Here is a 19,918-nt window from a genome sequence, read left to right as displayed (position 1 = left end):
TTAGTCACTTAATTAGTCACCTAGTTAAGATTGAATAATAGCTGCTAAAGCGCCAATTAATCCACCGAATACACCACCCCAAACCACTAACCAGCCTAGATGCTTGCGGATCATTTCTTGAATAATATCCTTCACCATCACTGGGGTTAACTCATCAAGGCGTTGATCAACAATGTTCGATACTTTCTGTTGTAAATCGGCCATGACATTAGGCTGTTCCAGCTCATTAATCAAAATTTGATTAAACTCTTCGCTTTGAGTTAGCTCAGTCAATGACTGTTTCATTTTATCAATAAAAGGCTCTTTTAATGGGATCAATGCTTCTGTTCCACCAAACATAGATAGCATGCCACCAAAAGATGAGTTTTCAACCGTAGTCACCAAAGCGTCAAATGACGGTTCAAGATCCACTTTATCAATTACAGGCGTTAAATCGATAGAACTCGCACTGTTTTCAGTCAGTAAACGATCAATGTTTTCTTGAGTAAAAAACTGCTCCATCATCAGATGTTTAATACCCGCTTTAAACTCTTCAAAGCGTGATGGAATAACACCTGAGCCATATAAACCTGGGACTTTTTCAAATAACATATGGACTGCTAGCCAGTTGGTTACCGCGCCAGATAGCGCAAATAACCCTATGGTAAATACCATGGTTACTTCTGCAAAATAGCCAATCAACACTAATGCTGCGGCAATGATATTAGTCACTAAACTCTTGTTCAATCTAAAATCCTCAGACATAAAAAAACCTTTGGCATTCTATCAATTTCCAAAGGTTAGATACTAGGGTGTGTTGATCTTTTAAAGTTGTTTTGGCAGCGAGCTGTTGGCCATTCTATGCATCAAGGCCGAAAGGCAGAGACTTTGTGATGTAGTCATTCTAGATAAAGAAACCGATAAGCTGGTAAAAAATGGACAACAAACGCTGCCCAAAGGGTTGGGCTAAAAACGGATTCAACATTGTTGAGCAAATTTTTGCGAACAAAGAGTGCTTAGATTGCTTGGCGGCAATTCACTCGCCGCGCTTGATTGGATTTTATCTCGACCACAATTCCCCCCTAACTTACTATTAAAACCTTTTACTACAATCCAGAATGATACAAATACATCCCTTCAGCTTCGGTTTGATTAGACAAATTAGTTTCTAGTCCGTTATCAAGCACCTTTGTGCGTTTGACTAACATGACGTCGGTACCTTGGGCTAACATTTTTGCTTTTTCGATAAGCAGAGTCGCGATGCCTTCACCTCGACGACTCGCATCAACAAATACATCGTCAAAATACCAAACAGGTTTAAGTAACAACGAAGAATAAGAAGGATAAAGCTGAACAAAACCTAAGCACTTTGGCTCTTCAAAAGCCGCTAGGATCATCGAATCATTTTCTATTAAACGAGTTTTAATAAATTGACGGCATTTTTTAGGTTCAGATTTAAACCCCATACTTTGTCTATAGTCGTCAAATAAACTCACTAAAACATCGGTATCTAACTCTGAAGTTAGTCGAATATTCATGCTTTCATCCTTGAAATTATTAATTTACACAGCGGCAAAATTATCATCTGAGTGTTGAATACAAATTAAAACCAATGAGAGCCTTAAATGAATTACACAACAATAAATCAACAAGGCTTTTATAGGACCTAAGCCTGCTTGGTAAACACAATCTAATTTAAACTTAAAAATCTTATTAATACATTAGCTTAAAGATAAATGCCACTTTTGTCCATTGAAAACACCTAATGAAGAAAAATTGTAAAAAAATCTTAAACAAGCGAGTAACTGAACCTTAAATTCGTTAAAATGTCTAACAAATACTGTCTAACTATTACTATAAGCAGTCGTCCCTATGATGTCGTCGTTGAGCACAATGAAACAAAGATTTAATCATCGCCCCCGTTACCAGAAAATTGCAATTATCTGTTCGTTTATTTATTTACTCTTTGTACTATCGTTTGGGTTACTCATCCCTTTCATTGCGACTAAACAAGCGCCTAAATCATTATCAGAAATGCTAGGCAGACAAGTCACAATTGAGAACATTAAAGTTAACCCATTCACATTTGAATTGAGCTTGAGTCAACTGACGGTTAATGAACAAGATAGTCAAAAAGCCTTTTTCCATCTTGATAATGCCGAAGTAGATTTCATGTTCTGGCAGTCTCTGTTTAACCTGAATATCAGCTTAGATTATTTAACTGTCGATGGAACGACATTGTCACTGGAGCGATTAGCGATTTTGGCAAATCAAACTGACACCAGTATGCCATCGGGATATCAATTCAATTTTACTGACATCATCAACACATTTGATCAAAGAGCCAAAGCCCTAGCTAAAACTAATCCTTCAGAAGATGACAATAAACAAAGTGAAATAGAGACTGATGTAGAGAAAGAACAAGACACCCAGCCCATTGCCATTCATCTAAATCGCTTTAACTTTAATAATGCCGCTTTACAGATAAACGATAAGCTAACTGAGACCCAATTACTTTACCCAAGAATAAATGTTTCAGCGACCATGGTGAAAACTGATGCATTACTTTCACAAAGCCCTGACGCAAATAAAATAAACCTTACTATAAGCGATGATAAAAATGGTCAGATTAAACTAGACACCCAAGCGCAGTTATTTCCGCTAGATGCTAAAGGTAAACTTGCTATCACTCAGATGGAGTTAACTCAATACTGGTCTCTCGTTGAGGATCTATTTAAAGTCTCATTACAGTCTGCAAACCTGAACCTAATATCTTCCTTTGCCGCCACAGAAACGGCGATTGAAGCAGTTACAGACTCTCCGATAGTTGATTTTAATATTACTGATACTGACATTACATTGAGCAATATTGTTGCCAATGATGATCAGCGACAAGTTACCACGGTAGATTTGTTGGCCTTAGAGGGTATTACAGTATCTAGCCAAGAACAAAACATCGACATAAAACAATTTCGCACTAGTGATGCTAATTTTTGGCTAACGGTTGCCCCTGAGAAAGTTAATTTAGTCGAATTATTCACTCCAATTTTTGTTAACACACAACAAGAGTCTAGCCATAAAGCGGCTAATCTAGAAACTAATACAGAAGCTACACAATCAACTAATCAATCAACTGATCAATCAACTGATCAATCAACTGACAACGACAGTGTTGACGACCAAGCCAGCTTGCAAGCTAGCGTACAAGAACCTTCTGATTTAGGCAGCAGTACAACAGAGTCAAAACCAGAGTGGTTAGTGACATTACACCAATTAAATGTTGAAAATTATCAATTTGAACTGACTGAAAGCGTCGCGAATAAAACCGCTAACTTTTGGAAGTTATCTAATATTAATTTCACCACCCAAACCATTAAATCAGACTTATCATTACCGATTGAGTATCAACTAGACCTTTCAATAAACGATCAGAGCCAATTTAGCTCAACTGGAGTATTTGACGCGAAGTTAATCAGTTTAGAAGCGGATATTGACTACCAGAAGGTTAATTTAACCAAGTTACAGCCTTATATTTCACCTTTTATGAATATCACCCTCGAATCAGGTTTGTTCAATACTAAAGGTCACATTAGTGCAAATACAAAACAGAAGTTTGTTTATCAAGGACAAGCATCAGTTAATCAATTACAAATCAAAGATAATCTATTAAAACAGCCCCTGCTTAATTGGGAGTCAATGATTATTACTGATTTAGCCTTTGATAATTTAGGTCAGTCCCTAACTATCGATGAGGTGTTATTTGACAGCTTATTTAGCCGATTGATTATTGCCGAAGACAGAAGCACTAACATTGCTGACTTGATAGTCACTCCGGCTGGTAAAGACAATAACGAATCAACTACACCTACTACTGCTACTAATGCAACGACTGCTCCAGTAGTCGCTGACTCAGATAATCAAGGTTCGTCTCGTTTACCTGAAAATCAGCAAATATCACAGCAGTCAGACTTTGCTATCGATATAAAGCGAATAGGCTTTAAAGACAGCTCTGCTTTTTTTGCCGATAATTCTTTAACACCTAATTTTGCATCAGGTATTGAACAACTCAATGGTGAAATCACTCAAATATCTACCAACCCGCAAACACGCGCATCGGTTAATCTAGAAGGGAAAATCGATAAGTATGCGCCAGTGACATTAAAAGGTGATATTAATCCTTTATTGGCAAATCCATATCTTGATTTAAACCTCGCCTTTAATAAAGTCGAGCTCACCTCTATTAATCCATACTCAGGAACCTATGCGGGCTATTACATCGATAAAGGCCAACTATCTTTAGCGCTCAATTATCAATTAGAGAATAATCAATTAGTTGGCAGTAACCATTTAGTCATTGATCAATTAGAGTTAGGTAAACCAAGCAATAGCTCACTGGCCACTTCCCTGCCGATCACCTTAGCAATTGCCTTATTACAGGACAGGCACGGCGTCATCGATTTAGGTGTAGATGTAGATGGCGATTTAGATTCTCCTAGCTTCAGTTTTGGCAGTATCGTTATGACCGCTATCACTAATGTCATTACCAAAGCCATTACAGCGCCATTTTCTTTATTAGCAGGTTTAGTGGGGGGTGATGAAGACAGCATGGACAAAGTAAGCTTTGAGTTTGGCCAATCAGCTATTACCCAAGAGCAACAAACAACATTAACCTCACTTGCTAAGGCGTTAGACGATCGACCACTACTGATACTTAATATCAAAGGTAGCGTTGATTTAGCCAATGACCAATTAGCATTACAACAAGAACAGCTTCATCAAAAACTGGCAAATCAAGCAGGCATTGAGGTCACAGCGCTACCAACTGACTTATCTGCAAGCCAGTATCCACAGCAAGGTCCTTTAGTCGATGCATTAATCGCGTTATATCAAACTGAAACCCAATTAGACCCATTATTAATTGAGCAAAAGATTACTGAGGAAAACCCACAAATCGAGGCCCTCGAATTACAAACTCGCTGGCATATTGCACTGTATAATTTCAGCTTAAATCAGCAAGCTGTTTCTGAAGCTCAGCTTGGTATACTGGCTCAGCAAAGGGCTAAAACCATTAAAACCTATTTAGTTGAACAAGCCAACATTGACCCTAGTCGTGTATTTATCTTAGAAAGTCGAGTGCATTTTGAACAAACCGATGCACAAGCGATACTGACCTTAGATGCTAATTAACGGTGCACTTAAAGGGAGCCTAATTTAAGAACGCAACAATTAAGTTTATGTTGTTTTTTATACAGCTTATTAGGGACTGTTAAACACTAAAACGACGTCGACTCCGATTCCGTTCACAGATGACTATTATCTGTGAACAACATCACGTAAACTGTCGCTGCAAATTAAGTAGAATGTTGCAGTACCGATTGCCCTAATGGCTAAATCGTTCAATTCGATATTTAAAGGAAGTAGTATGTTTGTCATTCGCTGGATTCTTGGCCGTATTATCTTATTAGCAAATTTTTTGTTCCCAGGTAAAAAATATCAACGCCCTGTTACAGAGCAAGCAAAGATAGATGAGCAAACCAAAGCGTTAGCTTTATACCAATATGCTGCCTGCCCTTTTTGCGTAAAAGTGCGCCGTGCAATTCGCAGCCAAGGATTAAACATCGTCACGGTTGATGCAAAACAAGAAAACAATAAACAAGAGCTTGTACAACAAGGTGGTCAACTTAAAGTGCCTTGTTTAAAAATTGAAAAAGATGGCCAAACTCAATGGATGTACGAATCCAGTGACATCATTGCTTATTTATCTAAGCAATACGCTTAATTTAATCACTGGCACATCACTGAGTGTATTGGCTTTATCACAGTAAAGCCGATACACAAATGCTGATATCTTGTATATCCTGCTAAATCACTTTCAAATACTATCAATTAGAAGCTGTTTCGTTTTAATATGAATTGTTCCCTTCCAAGTTTTTATAAAGGATTATTACTGGTGCCAAAGTACTCTGTATTATTTGTTGGTTTTCTGCTGTTATCAGCTTGCTCATCTGCACCCATCGAACCTGAAGCTTTTGCTGGACAATTTAAAGATAGATTTAGTACTTCCATTAAAGGTGAAGGCATAAAGCTTTTTACTTACCAAGCTAAAGTCGCTACAGCAACAGATCGCGGCATTGAAGATCCTCTGCCCCACCAGCAAAGAGTCAACCGACGTCGCCAAGATGCCCGCAGTTATGCCATTGAGCAAGAACGCCGCCAAGAACAATTGGAGCTATGGAGCCGACAAGTGGATTTAGGCCTACAAAAAACCATTGATATGACAGGCTATTGCAAGGATGGATACATAGTGCTTAACCGCAGTGTGAGTGAAGGCCGAGGCGAAGTTCGCGGCGAATGTAATGATGGCGCAACAGAAGAAGATATTAAAAAGTTTAGTCGTAATTTTTAACCTATGGTTCACAACATCACATGTAAACCATTAAAAGTGACCATCCAACAAGATAAATAAAGGGTTTAACTATAACCTCCCGTCAGTTTGAGCTAAACTTAACCAAATCCAATTTTAAGAGCATGTAGGCAATCACTGGCTACATGTTTTATACAGTTCTAAAGTGCCTACGGCATAATTAAGCGAGTTAGATAGACCCATGAACAGAAAACAGCTGATGATCAAAAAAACCGCAAAGCGGACTAAAGCTAAGCAAAACAAAATTGTAAAAGATAACCCGCAAAAAAATCCTAAAGTGGGCTACATCTCCAAAGCCATCCGTGCGCAAATGGAACTTGAAGAGCAGCAGAAACTGGCTGCAGAAGCTGGTGAAGCCACTGACACTTCAGCAGAAGCAAATCCAACTTCAGAAGCAAAGTAATACTAAATACTAAAACTAAATTCTAGTACTAAATAAAAATACCCGTTTAGTCATCGAATTAGCTTTAAAAAAAGCCCTCATAATGCTGCTAGCATTACGAGGGCTTTTTCGTCTTAGTCATACACTCTAAGGCTTCAAATCATTTATCCTTTGAAGACAGCGGATTGTCTAAGTCGCCATCACGAACTATCTCTTCACATAAAGGTTCTTCATTGAGCTGTGCTAACTGAATGTATGAAGATGATTGCGGTGAAGATGTCGGGCTCATTTCCAGTTCAATCTCATCATCCTCAGATACGGGCTTTTCATCCGCTTTAAAATGTTCTGTTGCGGTAATTTTATCTATCAATCGATAACCAACCCAAACACCACCTAAACCAAATAAAATCGATCCTAGAGCTTGGCCAATGAGCACGCCATACACTCCGCCTATTTGAGCACCAAAATACACAAAAGGTATGGTACCAATAGTGGCTTTACCCACATTAAAGAAAGTGGAGTACTTAGCTTTACCTAAATTATTAAATGATGCATTGGCAACAAATAAAATGCCGTTGAAAATAAAGAAAATTGCGATATATTTGCAGAAGAATAAAATCAACTCCGCCGCTTCACCTTGCATATCAAATGCTGAGACAATTTGATGTTTCAATGAAAATAATAAAATCGATACGCCAAGTACAAACACAACACAAAACTGAATCGCTTTAGTCAGGCTTTCTTTAACACGCTCAAATTCGAGTGCACCATAGTTTTGACCAATAATGGGGCCAACTGCACCGCTTAAAGCAAAAATCATCCCGAAACACACAGGGATTAAACGGCCTAATACCGCCCAACCCGCGACATAACTATCACCAAAATCTGCAATGGCTTTTGTCACAACAGCATTACCGATTGGCGTAGCAACATTCGTTAGCATAGCGGGCAATGCAATCGCGAAAATAGTTCGAATGTCTTCAACAAAGTGCTGGCGATTAAACTGCCCCAGCATATTATGCTTAACCACGATCCCACGAGCAGAAATGATAAATACCGCAATACGAGCAAACACAGACGCAATTGCTGCACCTTCTATCCCCATACCTAAAGCGAAGATAAATATCGGATCTAGTACTAAATTGACTCCGCCACCTGCCAGTGTTGACATCATAGATAACTTGGCATCACCAATGGCTCTTAGTGCACCGCCTAATGCCATAGCGAGACAAATAAATGGTAATGAAGGGACTAATATTCTGAGGTAACTTTCTGCCAGTATTGCTGTTTCGCCATTAGCACCAATTAGTGCCAAAAGTTCTGGGATAAAAATAAATACTGTTACCGCAACCACCACACTGGTAAGCAAAGATACAACCGCACTGTTGAGTAACATGCGCTTTGCCAGCACCATATTTTTAGCGCCTATAGCTCTAGATACAAGCGCACCAAGGGCAATCGATAATCCAATACCAATAGAGGTTGTAAAGAATGAAATAGCACCTGCATAACCAACTGCTGCTGCCAGCTCTTGCTCACCTAATAAACTTAAGAAAAAGATATCAAGTAAATCAACCACAAATAACGCAGAAATACCTACAGCCGCTGTAGAGCTCATCACTAATATGTGACGTAAAATGGAGCCTTGGACAAACTTAGCTTCGGTCATGAGTTCCCTTCAGAATCTTGTTGCTCTAACTCGCTACCACAATGGTGACAATATAATGCTTGTAAGTTATGACCGCGGGTTCCACAGTTCATACATTTACGTAAATCACGTTCAACAACCATCTCATGAGATATTTCAGCGGTTAAAATGCCTGTTGGAATCGCAATAATGGAATAACCGATTAGCATGGTTAACGACGCAATCGCTTGGCCTAAATTTGTTTGAGGCGTGATATCACCGTAGCCAACCGTAGTGATAGTAACAATAGTCCAATACATTGATTTAGGGATAGAAGTAAAACCATTTGCAGGGCCTTCAACCACATACATTACGACACTTAACGCCATAATGATCAGGCTTACAGAGAAGAAAAATATGAACACCTTTCTTCTTGCTTGGATCATGGCCTTTAATAACAAATTACCTTCGCTTAAATAGCGCAGTAACTTCAGCACCCTAAAGACTCTAAACAAGCGCAAAATTCTGAATGCGAGAGACACGTTTGCACCAGGAAAAATTAACGCTAAAAAGCTCGGAAGTATGGACAGTAAATCAACAATGCCGTAAAAACTTCGCATATACGCTAAACGGCTTACCGAACCATAAAATCTCAATAAGTATTCAATAGTAAATAACCAAGTGAACGCCCACTCGGCATAATAGATAACTTGACCATATTGCTGATGATAGCTGTCAATTGTGTCTAATATAATCAGTAAAACGCTAAGCAATATACAAATTATTAAGCCAATATCAAACCATCGACCCATACGGGTTTCAGTACCAAATATCACCGTTCTAATTTGTTTTTTAAATGGCGTATCTTGTTTTTCTTCTAACGTCATAGCTCACTCAAAGATGACTGAAAATTTAATCCCGCATACATGTTAAAAGTACGGTATTATCTGTAAAAAATTTCAAATTGTTATCGTAATTATATGTTGTTCTGATAAATTGCCTATTCAACGATACTCATGTTAACACTATTAACAATACAAACTCACACCACAAATTCATAAAAAAGCTTTTTGGAGACTTCATGTACTTGGTTAAATGCTTTATTTTACTAGCCATTTTTAGCTCAACCCTTGCTCAGGCCTCTATCAGCCAATTAGCCAACTCAAAAGTCGATTTAGTCGTGGTGAATAAATCTGAATCCAGCATGTCGATTTATCATGAAGGCCAAAAAATTAAAACCTATCAAATTGCCATGGGAGATGCGCCACAAGGTCATAAATTGAAAGAAGGCGATCAACGCACCCCGCAAGGGCGTTATATTCTTGATTACAAAAAGTCTGATAGTGCATTTTATAAATCAATTCATATCTCATACCCGAATGAAGAAGACCGTTTACGTGCCAATGCCTTAGGGGTTAGCCCTGGTGGAATGATTATGATCCATGGTCAAAACCCGAATTCGTCACTCACACCAGAACAAGCGCAGCAATATAATTGGACTAACGGATGTATTGCGGTAACAAATAAAGAAATGGATGAACTTTGGCGAGTCATCGAAGAAGGCACGCCAATTGAGATTTGGCCTTAACCCATCCCATTTGTATTCGGTAATATTTATTATCCATTGCAACTCTAATCTGTTTTAGATCTAACCTATGTTAGTTAACTCTAAATCTATAACACCAGTCATTTTTAAACACGCCTTAGGTGTCAGAGGATATTATGCACTATGACCAGTTAACCCAAAGCTGGCCTGATTTTGGTCAGCGTATCAGCGCCTTTATTCAACGCTTAGGTTTAGATAGTTTAAATCTAGAGTGCGATCATTGCGCACTTCGTGTGAATAGCAATGATGCTGCGAATAAACTCAGCCAAGAATTTGAAAAATATGGTCAAGTCATTTCCAATAATATGATTAATGGCCGCCCTATTTTAATCATCAAATTGACTAAGCCCCTAATGCTCAATGGGTTAGAAATTTATTGCGTCGAGCTGCCATATCCTTCTGATAAAGTGTATCCACAAGAAGGCTGGGAACATGTTGAACTGGTATTTCCGTCGAATGCGGAAAATTGTGAAGACTTGCAACAACAACTCTTAGAAAAAGCACCAAACCTTGCAGGAATCCTCGCTGGTAATACCGATATCAAGGTTAAACTAAGCTCTCCTAAAGGTGACAATGAGCGCCTTGCCAATCCAACTATTGCTTTTAAATCAAATGGGATTTGCGTCAAAGTCCATACTCATACGATTGAAGCCATTATTGCCAGTGAGCAAGATTAATCATCTCATGGCAATGCTTATGGCAATAATCTATTAGACATAAATAATGGGTTCAATAATAAATTGAACCCATTCTTTTTAATAAGTAGTAACCAGACACCAAGCAATATCTTTATACATTACTTGTCAGTACCTCGAATCAAATTTATTGAGCAGCTTTCTCTGCTGCAAGTACTTCTTTCATCGGTGGAACGACGGTTACAGGGTCTAAGCGCATTTGATACCAATTCAAACGCCAGTCTAAATGTGGTCCAGTTACGCGCCCTGTCGCACCAATTTCAGCGAGTTCTTGTCCTTGCTTAACCACATCACCAACTTTTGCATAGATTTTACTTAAGTGAAGAAAAGTTGAATTTATCCCATAGCCATGATCAATAATAACAGTGCCGCCAGAATAAAACATATCTGGTTCAGCTAGGGTGATAACACCATCGGCTGGTGAAACCACTACTGTACCCGTTGGGCGGGCAACATCGACGCCATAATGCGGGTTACCAGGTTTGCCATTGTATACACGCTGGCTGCCGTAGACGCCAGATATCCGACCGGTCACTGGCCAGATGAAGTCTTGCATAAATGCAGTTTGCTCACTAAAAGTATTTCTTGCTGCACGAGTTTGTTTAGCATCTTTTGCGGCTCTTTCTTGCGCTGCGGGATTGGGTTTCATTATCTTTTTACTGATCCCAGTAACCCGATCAATTTTATATTCTTTGGTCGCTATTTTAAGCGGTTTTAGCTCGGTTAACCCACTTGGGTAAACGACTTCAAGCATTTGCTCTGCTTTAGCTTCACGCTCGAAACCAATGGCAAATTCGCCTTTTGCCGTAATACCAATATCTTCACCATTAAGTTTGACCGTACTTCCTGCTGGAACATGACCCCTTACCAACGCACCTTGCTCAAATTTACCTTGTAAATTGATTTCAGCTTGTGCAGTAAAAGCGAACGATATCAGTCCCATCAACGATGTTACCCCGACACGGGTTAAAAATTTAGCAGCCATTATGTACCTTAAGAACCATGAATTTAGAGACACTCAAATTATCTTTTAATACTAAGGGGTTGTGGTAATTTATTCAAATTTGTATCGACACGGATAAATGAGTACAGATATATAACGAAAAATAAATAACGAAAGATAAATGCCAATAGAAAAATGACAGTTGAGAAATGACAGTTGAGAATGCTAATAGACAAATGATGGATAATTAGAAGGTAAAAAAAGGAGTTATTGCTCAGAAGATTAACAGCTTAAAAGAAAAGGCAATGAGTCTCTATATGACACTCATTGCTCACACATTCATTTTACCGCTATCGCACCTTTACCTATGCCTTCGAATGCAATAACTTTGAATTCAGAACTTGGGGTTTTGTGCGCCATTGTTTCAGCAATGAACTGCGCTAATAGTTCTACTGTAGTGTCATGAGGAATAATGTCACAACAGTCTCTTGGCATCGCTAATTGAAAATCCCCTTGTGGGGCTTGGTAATGAAATCCATAATGACTATTGTCATTAACATCCGCTTGTTTAGATAACTCAAGCGTCGCGACATCAACTACATCTTCTTCGCTACCTAAATAAATATCTTGCCATCTATCAGCCCAGTACTGGTCCCATTTGGGCGCAGCAATGCCATTTTCAAATACGGTGATCGGGCTTCTATGTCCGTGTGCAATCCGTTGACAATTGCCATCATGTTTACGTAACCCATGCGTATAGTGATAGTAAGGCGTGTCTAATACTTCATTACGTAACGTTAAGCTAATCCCTTCAACATTATCAGGTAAAGCTTCACGTAATGCTTTAATCAAAAATGAATTAACACTTTCAAAGTCAATTACTTCAGTTGGGATAAGTGCAAATGCTTCGGATGGGCAAGCTAAATGGATATCACCAAGTTTGCTTGAAAAGTCCATCCAAACACGATCGCCCTTTTGCTGCCAGCGAACTTCGCCGCAAGCGGTAGGAATGAGTAAACGGTGATCGGCAACATCATCAATGGTATTTTTGATGGTTTTTTTGACCTTGGAAAAATCAAGAACCATGTTTTGCTCATCTAAGCCGCCATCAAGTAGTACATCTACAATCCAGCTTTCACCTACCATGCCACGAATTGGACATAAGTAAGAAAAATCGATAACGGTTAAATCTTTTACAAACAGTTGCATTAAGGCTCCTAGGCAGAAAAACAGTCCGCCTCAGTTAACTTTTCCCAAATAGCGATGGCTAAGGGGAGTAATAATTCATGGCTATTCTAAACAAAAGCTAGCCTAGGTGCGAGAAAACAAACTGAGTTTACAAAAAAAGCCTAAATATTGAATATTGTTAGGCTTAATAACTGCCTAATAAAGCCTATAAAGTAAAGTTATTCAAATTTATAACCCACTCCGTAAATAGATTGAAGTAAATTTACTTGGGTATTATTTAGCGTTAATTTAGAGCGTAAATTTTTAATATGGCTGTCTATAGTGCGTGAGCTGACAACGCGATCGTCAATGTAGCAGACTTGCATCAGGCTATCTCTTGAGTGAACAACACCGGGACGTTTAAGCATTGTATGCAATAATCTAAACTCAACAGGGGTTAAATCAACCTCAATACTAGACACGCTGCACTTAAAGCGTTGAATATTGATTAGCAGATGCTTATAAGCAATTTCATCTTCGTTTGTTTGAGGCGCTGCATCGACTCGTCGCAAAATGGTTTTAACTCTAGCGACCACCTCTCTTGCAGAAAACGGTTTACATACGTAATCGTCTGCCCCTACTTCTAAACCAATAAGACGATCGATTTCTTCAACTCTTGCAGTCAGCATCAGCAGTGGAATACTTGAAAATTGTCGCACTTCTTTACAAATCGTCAGTCCATTTTTATATGGCAGCATGAGATCCAGTATGACGAAATCAATGTTACCTTGCTTGATTGTTTCAACTGCGTTGAGTCCATCGTGTAAAACCTGGGTATCAAAGCCTTCCAGTGTCAGGAAATCAACTAATATCTGTGCAATTTTAGGTTCATCTTCAACAATCAACACTTTCATCTTTGGATGACTTACATTCATCATTAATATGACTCTTATAAAGTGGGTAAGGAAATTTCAATACAAAGACCGCCTAGGTTCGAAGGCCTTGCAGTGATGTGGCCATTATGGGCTTCTACAATATTACGGCAAATGGTTAACCCTAACCCTGCACCATTACTTCGTCTGACTCTTGAACTGTCTTGTCGATGTAATGCATCAAATAACAATTCACACTCGTCGAGTGGCACACCGGGCTTAGTGTCATTGATTAATATTGATAGTGAGCCTAACTCTTCAATCAAATCAATATTTATACTGCCAGGGCTATCGGTGTAAGCCACTGAATTTAATATAACATTGTATAAAAGTTGTTGGAGGCGCATTTTATCGCCATTGATTGTGATAGTTTTTGTATGAATAAAGTTAAGCGATAACCCTTTATCTGACACTTTATCAGCTAATGAGTTCAAGGTTTCTGCAATACATAGTGTAATATCGGTGGGTTCAAAATAATATTTAAGCCCGCCAACATCGGATAGTGATAATTGATATAAATCATCCACTAAATGCTTAATCCGCATCACCTCTTGCTCAAGTGAAGTCAGTTGTTGCTGATTAAAAGGTCTTATGCCGGCTTTTATCGCATCAATTTCACCACATAGAATACTCAGTGGGGTGCGAAGTTCATGGGAGATATCAGCAAACCATCTATTTTTTGCCGTACGGTTTTTATCTAAGGTCATGGCTAAATGATCAATATCATTCATTAACAACCCTAATTCATCCTCTCTAGCTGCTTTGAAGCGCTCATTATAATTTCCTTTCGATAAATGAGAAATCCCGTTAACGACTTCACGAACGGGAATAAGTAGCAAACGTGCTAGCACCCAAGAAATTAAACTGGCCAGAATCAAGCACAACAAACCTATCCAAATACTTGTCCAGAGCTGTTGCTTAGAAAATGCTTCTGCCGAAATACTGTTTACTTTGACAACCGCCTTTGTGTATAGCGTGGCTATGACTTGGTCATTATATGTGACGTCAACAGAAATGGTTGAACCGAGAATATCAAACTTATCGCCGGCCAATAACTGTCCTGAAATTGAATACAATGCAGTAACAGGCCTGCGTCGTTTAGGCGGCACTGTTTGATTTGAGTCTCTTAAATGAGGCGGCAGATCACCTCTAGCTTCACCAGTCAAATGCGGTGGAGGTCCATCAAACCGAGGAGGCTTATGTTTAGGTCTTGGCGGGGGACCTTTTCGTTCAGCCCCCTCAAACGGTCCATGTAATGGCGTAAACTGACGAATAATTTGCGCAAACTTTTTTTTCGAAACATTGTTCCAATCAAAAGCTGATTGTTGATAAAGCTCAGAATATGAAACAGCGAGCTCTTCTAACCTTTCTTGTTGTAAGGAGTTGGTATAGCTTATAAAACCTTGATCAAAACCCCATCGAGCAAGAGATAAGGTTGCAATAAGCACCACACTCGTCAGGCCGACAAAGGCTAAAAATAACTTCTGAGAAATTTTCATTCAGGTTTTACCAAGGTTTAGATTTAAAAATAAAATTTATGAACAAGCCATTATTCTCATGGTGATAATATTGGATCGCAATTTACATGTTAACTGAGTATATCTATCTGTTCTTGTTCTCACTAGTTCGTTAAACAAGCTAATTACAATCTCCTTCGTTTCTGCACATTTCCTGCATATTTACTTGGTATGGTAAAACTCACCCAAAAACTAGATTCATCAATAAGAAATACCTAGATTCATCAATAAGAAATACCTAGATTCATCAATAAATAGGAACTTACATGAAAAAATTACTTGTTATCAGCTCAGTTCTCATTACCAGCATTGGTTTTTCTAGCGCTTTATTGGCTCAAGAACAACAAAGGCAAAAGAGAAAACCGCCTCAAGAAGCTTATACCCTCTGTGAAGATAAAACAGAAAATGACGTGGTAAACATCACCACTCCTAAAGGAGATGAAATTTCAGCGACATGCCAAATGATGGATGACCAACTTGTGGCAGTCCCAGAGGATCATAAGCCACCTCAACGTCAAAAAAGATAATAGAGGCTAACATGCAAATTAATACGAGTTCACTCAATATCTCAAGCTCTACGAATCAGTTCGATATAAGCGCAGCAGACAAACCGAAAGGCCCGCCTCCACCACCAGGCTCAACTCCACCAGGTCTTGAACCTGCTGTAGCAACATTATCAGAAGATGAACAAACGCAAGTTTCAGACATGCTAAGTTCTCTGACGAAAGAGCAACAAGTTGAATTAAAAAATGCATTAGATGAACTAAAACCATTAACTGAGGATTTATCAGCCAAAGATATTGGCAGTGTATTTTTGGAAACACTCGTCCAAATTAGTTCTCAATCTGATCAACAAGAAAGCGTAGGTATCGACACCTACGCTTAATGCTGGATTCTTGTAGGTTAGTTCAATAAAATTTTACCCACGAAAAAGCGGTAATATATAAATTACCGCTTTTAAAAAGATAGGGTTAAGTACAACGTTATAATAAAGGTAATTGCGAAGTGAGAGCTTTCGCAGACTGTGGCTTGCTAAAATAATACCCTTGAGCTTGGTCACAGCCATTTTCCAGTAAAAAGGCCGCCTGTTCTTTTGTTTCTACCCCTTCAGCTATGACAGTTAACTTTAGCGCATGTCCAAGTACAATTATTGCTTTAGCAATGGCAGTATTATTACTGTCAAATGGAATATCTGACACAAAGGACTGATCAATTTTAAGTACATTGATCGGTAACTTCTTAAGATAATTTAATGATGAGTATCCCGTACCAAAATCATCTACGGATAATTGAATCCCAAGGTTACCTAAGCGTTTTAAATCTGATATGACTCTATCAGGTTCATACATCATGCAGCTTTCGGTCATCTCTAATTCTAGTAAATCAGCCGGAAAGCCGGTTTCAGATAATATTCGTTCAACATTATCGATAAAACTTGTGCGCTGAAACTGCAAACTCGCGACATTCACCGCTAAATGGCCAAAACGATAGCCAGCGTTAAGCCAATTAACGCCTTGTTTACAAGCCATAGTTAATACTTGTAATCCAATTTCATGAATTAGCCCCGTTTTCTCAGCAATTGGTATAAACTCAGCAGGTGAAATTAAACCATACTCAGGGTGCTGCCAACGAATAAGAGACTCTAACCCCACTAATTTTCCTGTGACTAATGATAATTTCGGCTGATAGACCAAATGAAATTGGTTGTCTTGAATTGCTTCATGTAATGCACTTTGGATTTTGAAATGCTCAGCAGAGTTCATCGTCATTGTTGAGTCATAAAAAGTGATGTTATTACGGCCACTTTGCTTAGCCATATGCAAGGCTGTATCAGTGTTTTGCAGTAAATGTTCACTGTTTAAAGAGTCATGAGGAAAGACCGAAACCCCCATACTTAGTGTTACTCTTATAGAAGGATTATCATCAAACTTGAAGGGCTGCTCTATCAAGGTCTTAATCTTATTGATATAGCTCGTTACCATTTCATTTTGGGTAATATCTGTCAGCAAGAGAACAAACTCATCACTGCTTAATCGACCAACAATGCATTGTTCACAGCTAAGCTCAGATAACCTTTTACCTACTTCAACCAATAATTGATCACCCACATCATGACCAAGGCTGTCGTTTATATGCTTAAAGAAATCAATATCGAAAAATACGACCGCCAGTTGCGTCTGTTGCTTAAAGGCCCTTTCTACTTGTTGTTGCAAGTTAGAACGAAATAATACTCTATTGGGGAGTTGAGTTAAGCTATCGTAATAAGATAAATTGACCAACATTTCTTCATTTCGTTTTTGCGCAGATATATCAGTAAAAACCGCAACAAAAAAGTTAATTTGATCTTTCTGACTATATACAGCGTTAATAGTCACTGACTGAGGGAACACTTCTCCTGACTTGCGTTTATTGAAAATCTCGCCATGCCATTTACCTTTAACTAATAAGGTATTCCACATTTGTGAAAAGAATAAATCATCATGTTTGCCTGAGTTCAAAATTCGTGGATTTTGACCAATGGCCTCTTCTCGACTAAAGCCGGTTATTTTACTGAAAGCGGCATTGACTTCAGTGATATTACCGTCTCTATCAGTAACCAGTACACCTTCAACAGTATTTTCAAATACGCTTTCAGCTAGCATCAATTGTGTCTGCGCTTCTTTATGCCGACCAATATTACGTGTAATGCCAATAACGCCGACTAAGTCATCACAACCATCCATTAACGGTGCTTTAATCGTTTCTAACCAATGACGGTTATTATGCTGATCGATACGTTCGCATTCTGCTACAACAATGGGTTCCTTCGCTGATATAGCTTGGCTGTCACCTTGTTTAAAACTTTTGGCCGTTGCAGAGTCAAATAATTGTTCATCGTTTTTGCCAATGATCTCTGAACGTGATTTATTCCACCCTAGGCCTACACTTTCATTACATATAACATATTGCCCTTGTAAGTTCTTAACCCAAATATGCTCTTGAAAAGAATTGATAAAGTTTTGTAAGTTGATTGACTCAGGAGCATGGAGAACTCGACTTGTTTCTTCAGCGTAAACAAGGGATATGTTTTCGACACACAAGGATAGAAATGCATCATCAGAAGCTTTTGGTGTTTCAGAGTTAAGCTCAGTAACTAAATAACCGATAGGACGATGGTGAGAGCCTGTAATGACTTTTAATCGGAAGTAATATGCGTGCTGCCCATAAACAAACTGGACAACTAGCAGCTGCTTATGGGAAGTATAAGCTTGGTTAACATGATCGAATATAAGCGCTTGAAGATTAGGATCTGGAGTCGATTGTTGATTTTTAGAACTTAATGATAATCCAAGCTCACCAGCTTCATTCAATGAGTAGATATAGATATTCGTATTTAACGCTTCAGCAGTTAAATCGATGTTGTATTGCCAACGTTGTGATATCAAATTCATCATATTTTGCATTGTAAAAGCTTATCCCTACCGCATAGGCAGTAACCAGATGTAAGATTATATAACCAAAATAGATAAATTGAATAATCAAATACTGTATATGCCGACTAGATCAATTTACAATTAAATAACATGCTACATTTTCAAAACAACACCCAACAACAACCGACCAACCTTAACCAAAGGGTAACATCGCGGGCTTGCTATAAATCTGCGTTCAGTATAAATTTTGAATCTTTTCTTGTTGTTTTAGTAAATGAATAAAGCGACTCAATACACTTATTTATTGAAATAAAAACATCAAATTCAATTAACTATTTAATTTTGCAGATCTTAAAATTCACAGATTAAACGAAACCTTATTCAAATCAAGGTAGTGAATCGATTTTAATTGAAGCATTATTTTGTCAACACACGCTCTGAATCACTCAAAATTGAAGACAAAAAACCGTTACATCATTAAATAGGCTGTCAGCTCTCAATTAAGCGCTTGGCAATGACCTATTTTTACTATCCTTGTAAGGGCACATGGGCATATCGACCACACTATCAGTTAGCTTTAGCTACTAACTCATTGACTCAAATTCCAAACACAAAAAAGCCCGTTACCTGAGTAACGGGCTAACTGCTCTCAATTAAGAGACGCTAATTTTAAAGATATGGGGCGCTTGGCGATGACCTATTTGACTATCCTTGTAAGGGTACATGGGCATATCGACCACACTGTCTGTTAGCTTTAGCTACTAACTAACCAACTCATTCACTCAAATTCCAGACACAAAAAAGCCCGCTACGTAAGTAGCAGGCTATCTGCTCTCAATTAAGAGGCACTATTTTAAAGATATGGGGCGCTTGGCGATTATCTACTGTTACATGGGCGTATCGCTCACACTATCAACTGTTGATGTGTCTAAACCCGCGGTTGAACTTTTTTAGGCAAAGAAAAAGCCCTAACACATTGTGCTAGGGCTTTATCAGTATTAGGCGCTTGGCGATGACCTACTTTCACATGGGGAGACCCCACACTATCATCGGCGCGATTGCGTTTCACTACTGAGTTCGGGATGGGATCAGGTGGTACCACAATGCTATTGTCACCAAGCAAATTTGGTCGTTAACCGCAAAAGCGATTAACTAAATTCGGAAAGCTGTTTGATTCTTTGAGTCTTACTTTATTAAGTGCTTTATATTCTTCACTAAGTCTTACCTTTCACA

General features: G+C 38.6%; 17 protein-coding genes and 1 rRNA gene. 8 read left to right on the top strand and 10 right to left on the bottom strand.

What is annotated here, in order from left to right; all coding sequences use genetic code 11:
* Positions 1-24: 24 nt before the first annotated feature.
* Positions 25-726 (bottom strand): DUF445 domain-containing protein, encoded by a 702-nt coding sequence (locus tag BCU84_RS18105; RefSeq protein WP_102529466.1) that lies wholly within the window; start codon positions 724-726, stop codon positions 25-27.
* 359 nt (positions 727-1,085) lie between these two features.
* Entirely contained in the window at positions 1,086-1,517 is a 432-nt protein-coding gene (locus tag BCU84_RS18100; RefSeq protein ID WP_102529462.1) for a GNAT family N-acetyltransferase, read from the bottom strand.
* Between the two features lie 355 nt (positions 1,518-1,872).
* On the opposite strand from BCU84_RS18100, the gene BCU84_RS18095 reads away from it, so the two are divergent.
* From BCU84_RS18095 to BCU84_RS18080, 4 genes are all read left to right on the top strand, one after another.
* Positions 1,873-5,166, top strand: a complete 3,294-nt coding sequence (locus BCU84_RS18095) for a DUF748 domain-containing protein (protein WP_198589613.1) — start codon at positions 1,873-1,875, stop codon at positions 5,164-5,166.
* Between the two features lie 235 nt (positions 5,167-5,401).
* Complete coding sequence (locus BCU84_RS18090) at positions 5,402-5,758, top strand: glutathione S-transferase N-terminal domain-containing protein (protein WP_102529460.1); 357 nt, start codon at positions 5,402-5,404, stop codon at positions 5,756-5,758.
* A 171-nt stretch (positions 5,759-5,929) separates the two neighbouring features.
* A complete protein-coding gene (locus BCU84_RS18085; protein ID WP_229369095.1) occupies positions 5,930-6,385 on the top strand; it encodes a hypothetical protein in 456 nt (151 codons plus the stop codon).
* 199 nt (positions 6,386-6,584) lie between these two features.
* Positions 6,585-6,806 carry a DUF2986 domain-containing protein gene (locus tag BCU84_RS18080; protein WP_102529459.1) on the top strand — a complete coding sequence of 74 codons (222 nt, stop codon included), beginning with the start codon at positions 6,585-6,587 and terminating at the stop codon, positions 6,804-6,806.
* Between the two features lie 139 nt (positions 6,807-6,945).
* Here BCU84_RS18080 and BCU84_RS18075 read toward each other — a convergent pair whose 3' ends face one another.
* Positions 6,946-8,454: an MATE family efflux transporter gene (locus BCU84_RS18075; protein WP_102529458.1), complete on the bottom strand. Its 1,509-nt coding sequence runs from the start codon at positions 8,452-8,454 to the stop codon at positions 6,946-6,948.
* The gene (locus BCU84_RS18070) at positions 8,451-9,299 is read right to left on the bottom strand and encodes an ion transporter (protein ID WP_102529457.1); all 849 of its coding nucleotides are present in this window, start codon (positions 9,297-9,299) and stop codon (positions 8,451-8,453) included. Before BCU84_RS18070 ends, BCU84_RS18075 begins: the two co-directional genes overlap by 4 nt.
* A gap of 194 nt (positions 9,300-9,493) precedes the next feature.
* Between BCU84_RS18070 and BCU84_RS18065 the strand changes: the two genes are divergently transcribed.
* Together BCU84_RS18065 and BCU84_RS18060 are read left to right on the top strand one after the other, a co-directional pair.
* Positions 9,494-10,000 (top strand): L,D-transpeptidase family protein, encoded by a 507-nt coding sequence (locus BCU84_RS18065; protein ID WP_102529456.1) that lies wholly within the window; start codon positions 9,494-9,496, stop codon positions 9,998-10,000.
* 134 nt (positions 10,001-10,134) lie between these two features.
* Positions 10,135-10,695, top strand: coding sequence for a VOC family protein (locus tag BCU84_RS18060; protein WP_102529455.1), 561 nt, complete (start codon positions 10,135-10,137; stop codon positions 10,693-10,695).
* A gap of 145 nt (positions 10,696-10,840) precedes the next feature.
* Here the strand turns inward: BCU84_RS18060 and BCU84_RS18055 are convergent, their stop codons facing one another.
* The 4 genes from BCU84_RS18055 to BCU84_RS18040 form a co-directional block, all read right to left on the bottom strand.
* Positions 10,841-11,656 (bottom strand): M23 family metallopeptidase, encoded by an 816-nt coding sequence (locus BCU84_RS18055; protein ID WP_241906482.1) that lies wholly within the window; start codon positions 11,654-11,656, stop codon positions 10,841-10,843.
* A gap of 339 nt (positions 11,657-11,995) precedes the next feature.
* On the bottom strand, positions 11,996-12,865 hold the full coding sequence (locus BCU84_RS18050) for a 6-carboxytetrahydropterin synthase (protein WP_102529453.1): 870 nt from the start codon (positions 12,863-12,865) through the stop codon (positions 11,996-11,998).
* Between the two features lie 197 nt (positions 12,866-13,062).
* Positions 13,063-13,758 carry a response regulator gene (locus BCU84_RS18045; protein ID WP_102529464.1) on the bottom strand — a complete coding sequence of 232 codons (696 nt, stop codon included), beginning with the start codon at positions 13,756-13,758 and terminating at the stop codon, positions 13,063-13,065.
* Positions 13,759-13,772: 14 nt separating this feature from the next.
* The gene (locus BCU84_RS18040) at positions 13,773-15,254 is read right to left on the bottom strand and encodes an ATP-binding protein (protein ID WP_102529452.1); all 1,482 of its coding nucleotides are present in this window, start codon (positions 15,252-15,254) and stop codon (positions 13,773-13,775) included.
* Between the two features lie 284 nt (positions 15,255-15,538).
* On the opposite strand from BCU84_RS18040, the gene BCU84_RS18035 reads away from it, so the two are divergent.
* Positions 15,539-15,799 carry a hypothetical protein gene (locus tag BCU84_RS18035; RefSeq protein ID WP_102529451.1) on the top strand — a complete coding sequence of 87 codons (261 nt, stop codon included), beginning with the start codon at positions 15,539-15,541 and terminating at the stop codon, positions 15,797-15,799.
* 11 nt (positions 15,800-15,810) lie between these two features.
* A complete protein-coding gene (locus BCU84_RS18030) occupies positions 15,811-16,158 on the top strand; it encodes a hypothetical protein (protein WP_241906481.1) in 348 nt (115 codons plus the stop codon).
* A 97-nt stretch (positions 16,159-16,255) separates the two neighbouring features.
* Here the strand turns inward: BCU84_RS18030 and BCU84_RS18025 are convergent, their stop codons facing one another.
* Both BCU84_RS18025 and rrf read right to left on the bottom strand, forming a co-directional pair.
* Positions 16,256-18,715 carry a GGDEF domain-containing phosphodiesterase gene (locus BCU84_RS18025; protein ID WP_102529450.1) on the bottom strand — a complete coding sequence of 820 codons (2,460 nt, stop codon included), beginning with the start codon at positions 18,713-18,715 and terminating at the stop codon, positions 16,256-16,258.
* Between the two features lie 974 nt (positions 18,716-19,689).
* Positions 19,690-19,805, bottom strand: a 5S ribosomal RNA gene (rrf, locus tag BCU84_RS18020).
* Positions 19,806-19,918 lie beyond the last annotated feature (113 nt).

It is taken from the genome of Shewanella sp. 10N.286.51.B7, assembly GCF_002873615.1.
Taxonomy (GTDB): domain Bacteria; phylum Pseudomonadota; class Gammaproteobacteria; order Enterobacterales; family Shewanellaceae; genus Shewanella; species Shewanella electrodiphila.
Note: the sequence above shows the minus strand (reverse complement) of the source record. Positions and strands in the feature narration are given on the sequence as shown.

Excerpts from the sequence above, each read along its gene's own strand:
- BCU84_RS18035 (WP_102529451.1), top strand. The coding sequence starts at position 15,539 with ATGAAAAAATTACTTGTTATCAGCTCAGTTCTCATTACCAGCATTGGT.
- BCU84_RS18070 (WP_102529457.1), bottom strand. The coding sequence starts at position 9,299 with ATGACGTTAGAAGAAAAACAAGATACGCCATTTAAAAAACAAATTAGA.
- BCU84_RS18060 (WP_102529455.1), top strand. The coding sequence starts at position 10,135 with ATGCACTATGACCAGTTAACCCAAAGCTGGCCTGATTTTGGTCAGCGT.
- BCU84_RS18025 (WP_102529450.1), bottom strand. The coding sequence starts at position 18,715 with ATGCAAAATATGATGAATTTGATATCACAACGTTGGCAATACAACATC.
- BCU84_RS18050 (WP_102529453.1), bottom strand. The coding sequence starts at position 12,865 with ATGCAACTGTTTGTAAAAGATTTAACCGTTATCGATTTTTCTTACTTA.
- BCU84_RS18075 (WP_102529458.1), bottom strand. The coding sequence starts at position 8,454 with ATGACCGAAGCTAAGTTTGTCCAAGGCTCCATTTTACGTCACATATTA.
- BCU84_RS18040 (WP_102529452.1), bottom strand. The coding sequence starts at position 15,254 with ATGAAAATTTCTCAGAAGTTATTTTTAGCCTTTGTCGGCCTGACGAGT.
- BCU84_RS18080 (WP_102529459.1), top strand. The coding sequence starts at position 6,585 with ATGAACAGAAAACAGCTGATGATCAAAAAAACCGCAAAGCGGACTAAA.
- BCU84_RS18095 (WP_198589613.1), top strand. The coding sequence starts at position 1,873 with ATGAAACAAAGATTTAATCATCGCCCCCGTTACCAGAAAATTGCAATT.
- BCU84_RS18090 (WP_102529460.1), top strand. The coding sequence starts at position 5,402 with ATGTTTGTCATTCGCTGGATTCTTGGCCGTATTATCTTATTAGCAAAT.
- BCU84_RS18045 (WP_102529464.1), bottom strand. The coding sequence starts at position 13,758 with ATGAATGTAAGTCATCCAAAGATGAAAGTGTTGATTGTTGAAGATGAA.
- BCU84_RS18100 (WP_102529462.1), bottom strand. The coding sequence starts at position 1,517 with ATGAATATTCGACTAACTTCAGAGTTAGATACCGATGTTTTAGTGAGT.
- BCU84_RS18030 (WP_241906481.1), top strand. The coding sequence starts at position 15,811 with ATGCAAATTAATACGAGTTCACTCAATATCTCAAGCTCTACGAATCAG.
- BCU84_RS18055 (WP_241906482.1), bottom strand. The coding sequence starts at position 11,656 with ATGGGACTGATATCGTTCGCTTTTACTGCACAAGCTGAAATCAATTTA.
- BCU84_RS18065 (WP_102529456.1), top strand. The coding sequence starts at position 9,494 with ATGTACTTGGTTAAATGCTTTATTTTACTAGCCATTTTTAGCTCAACC.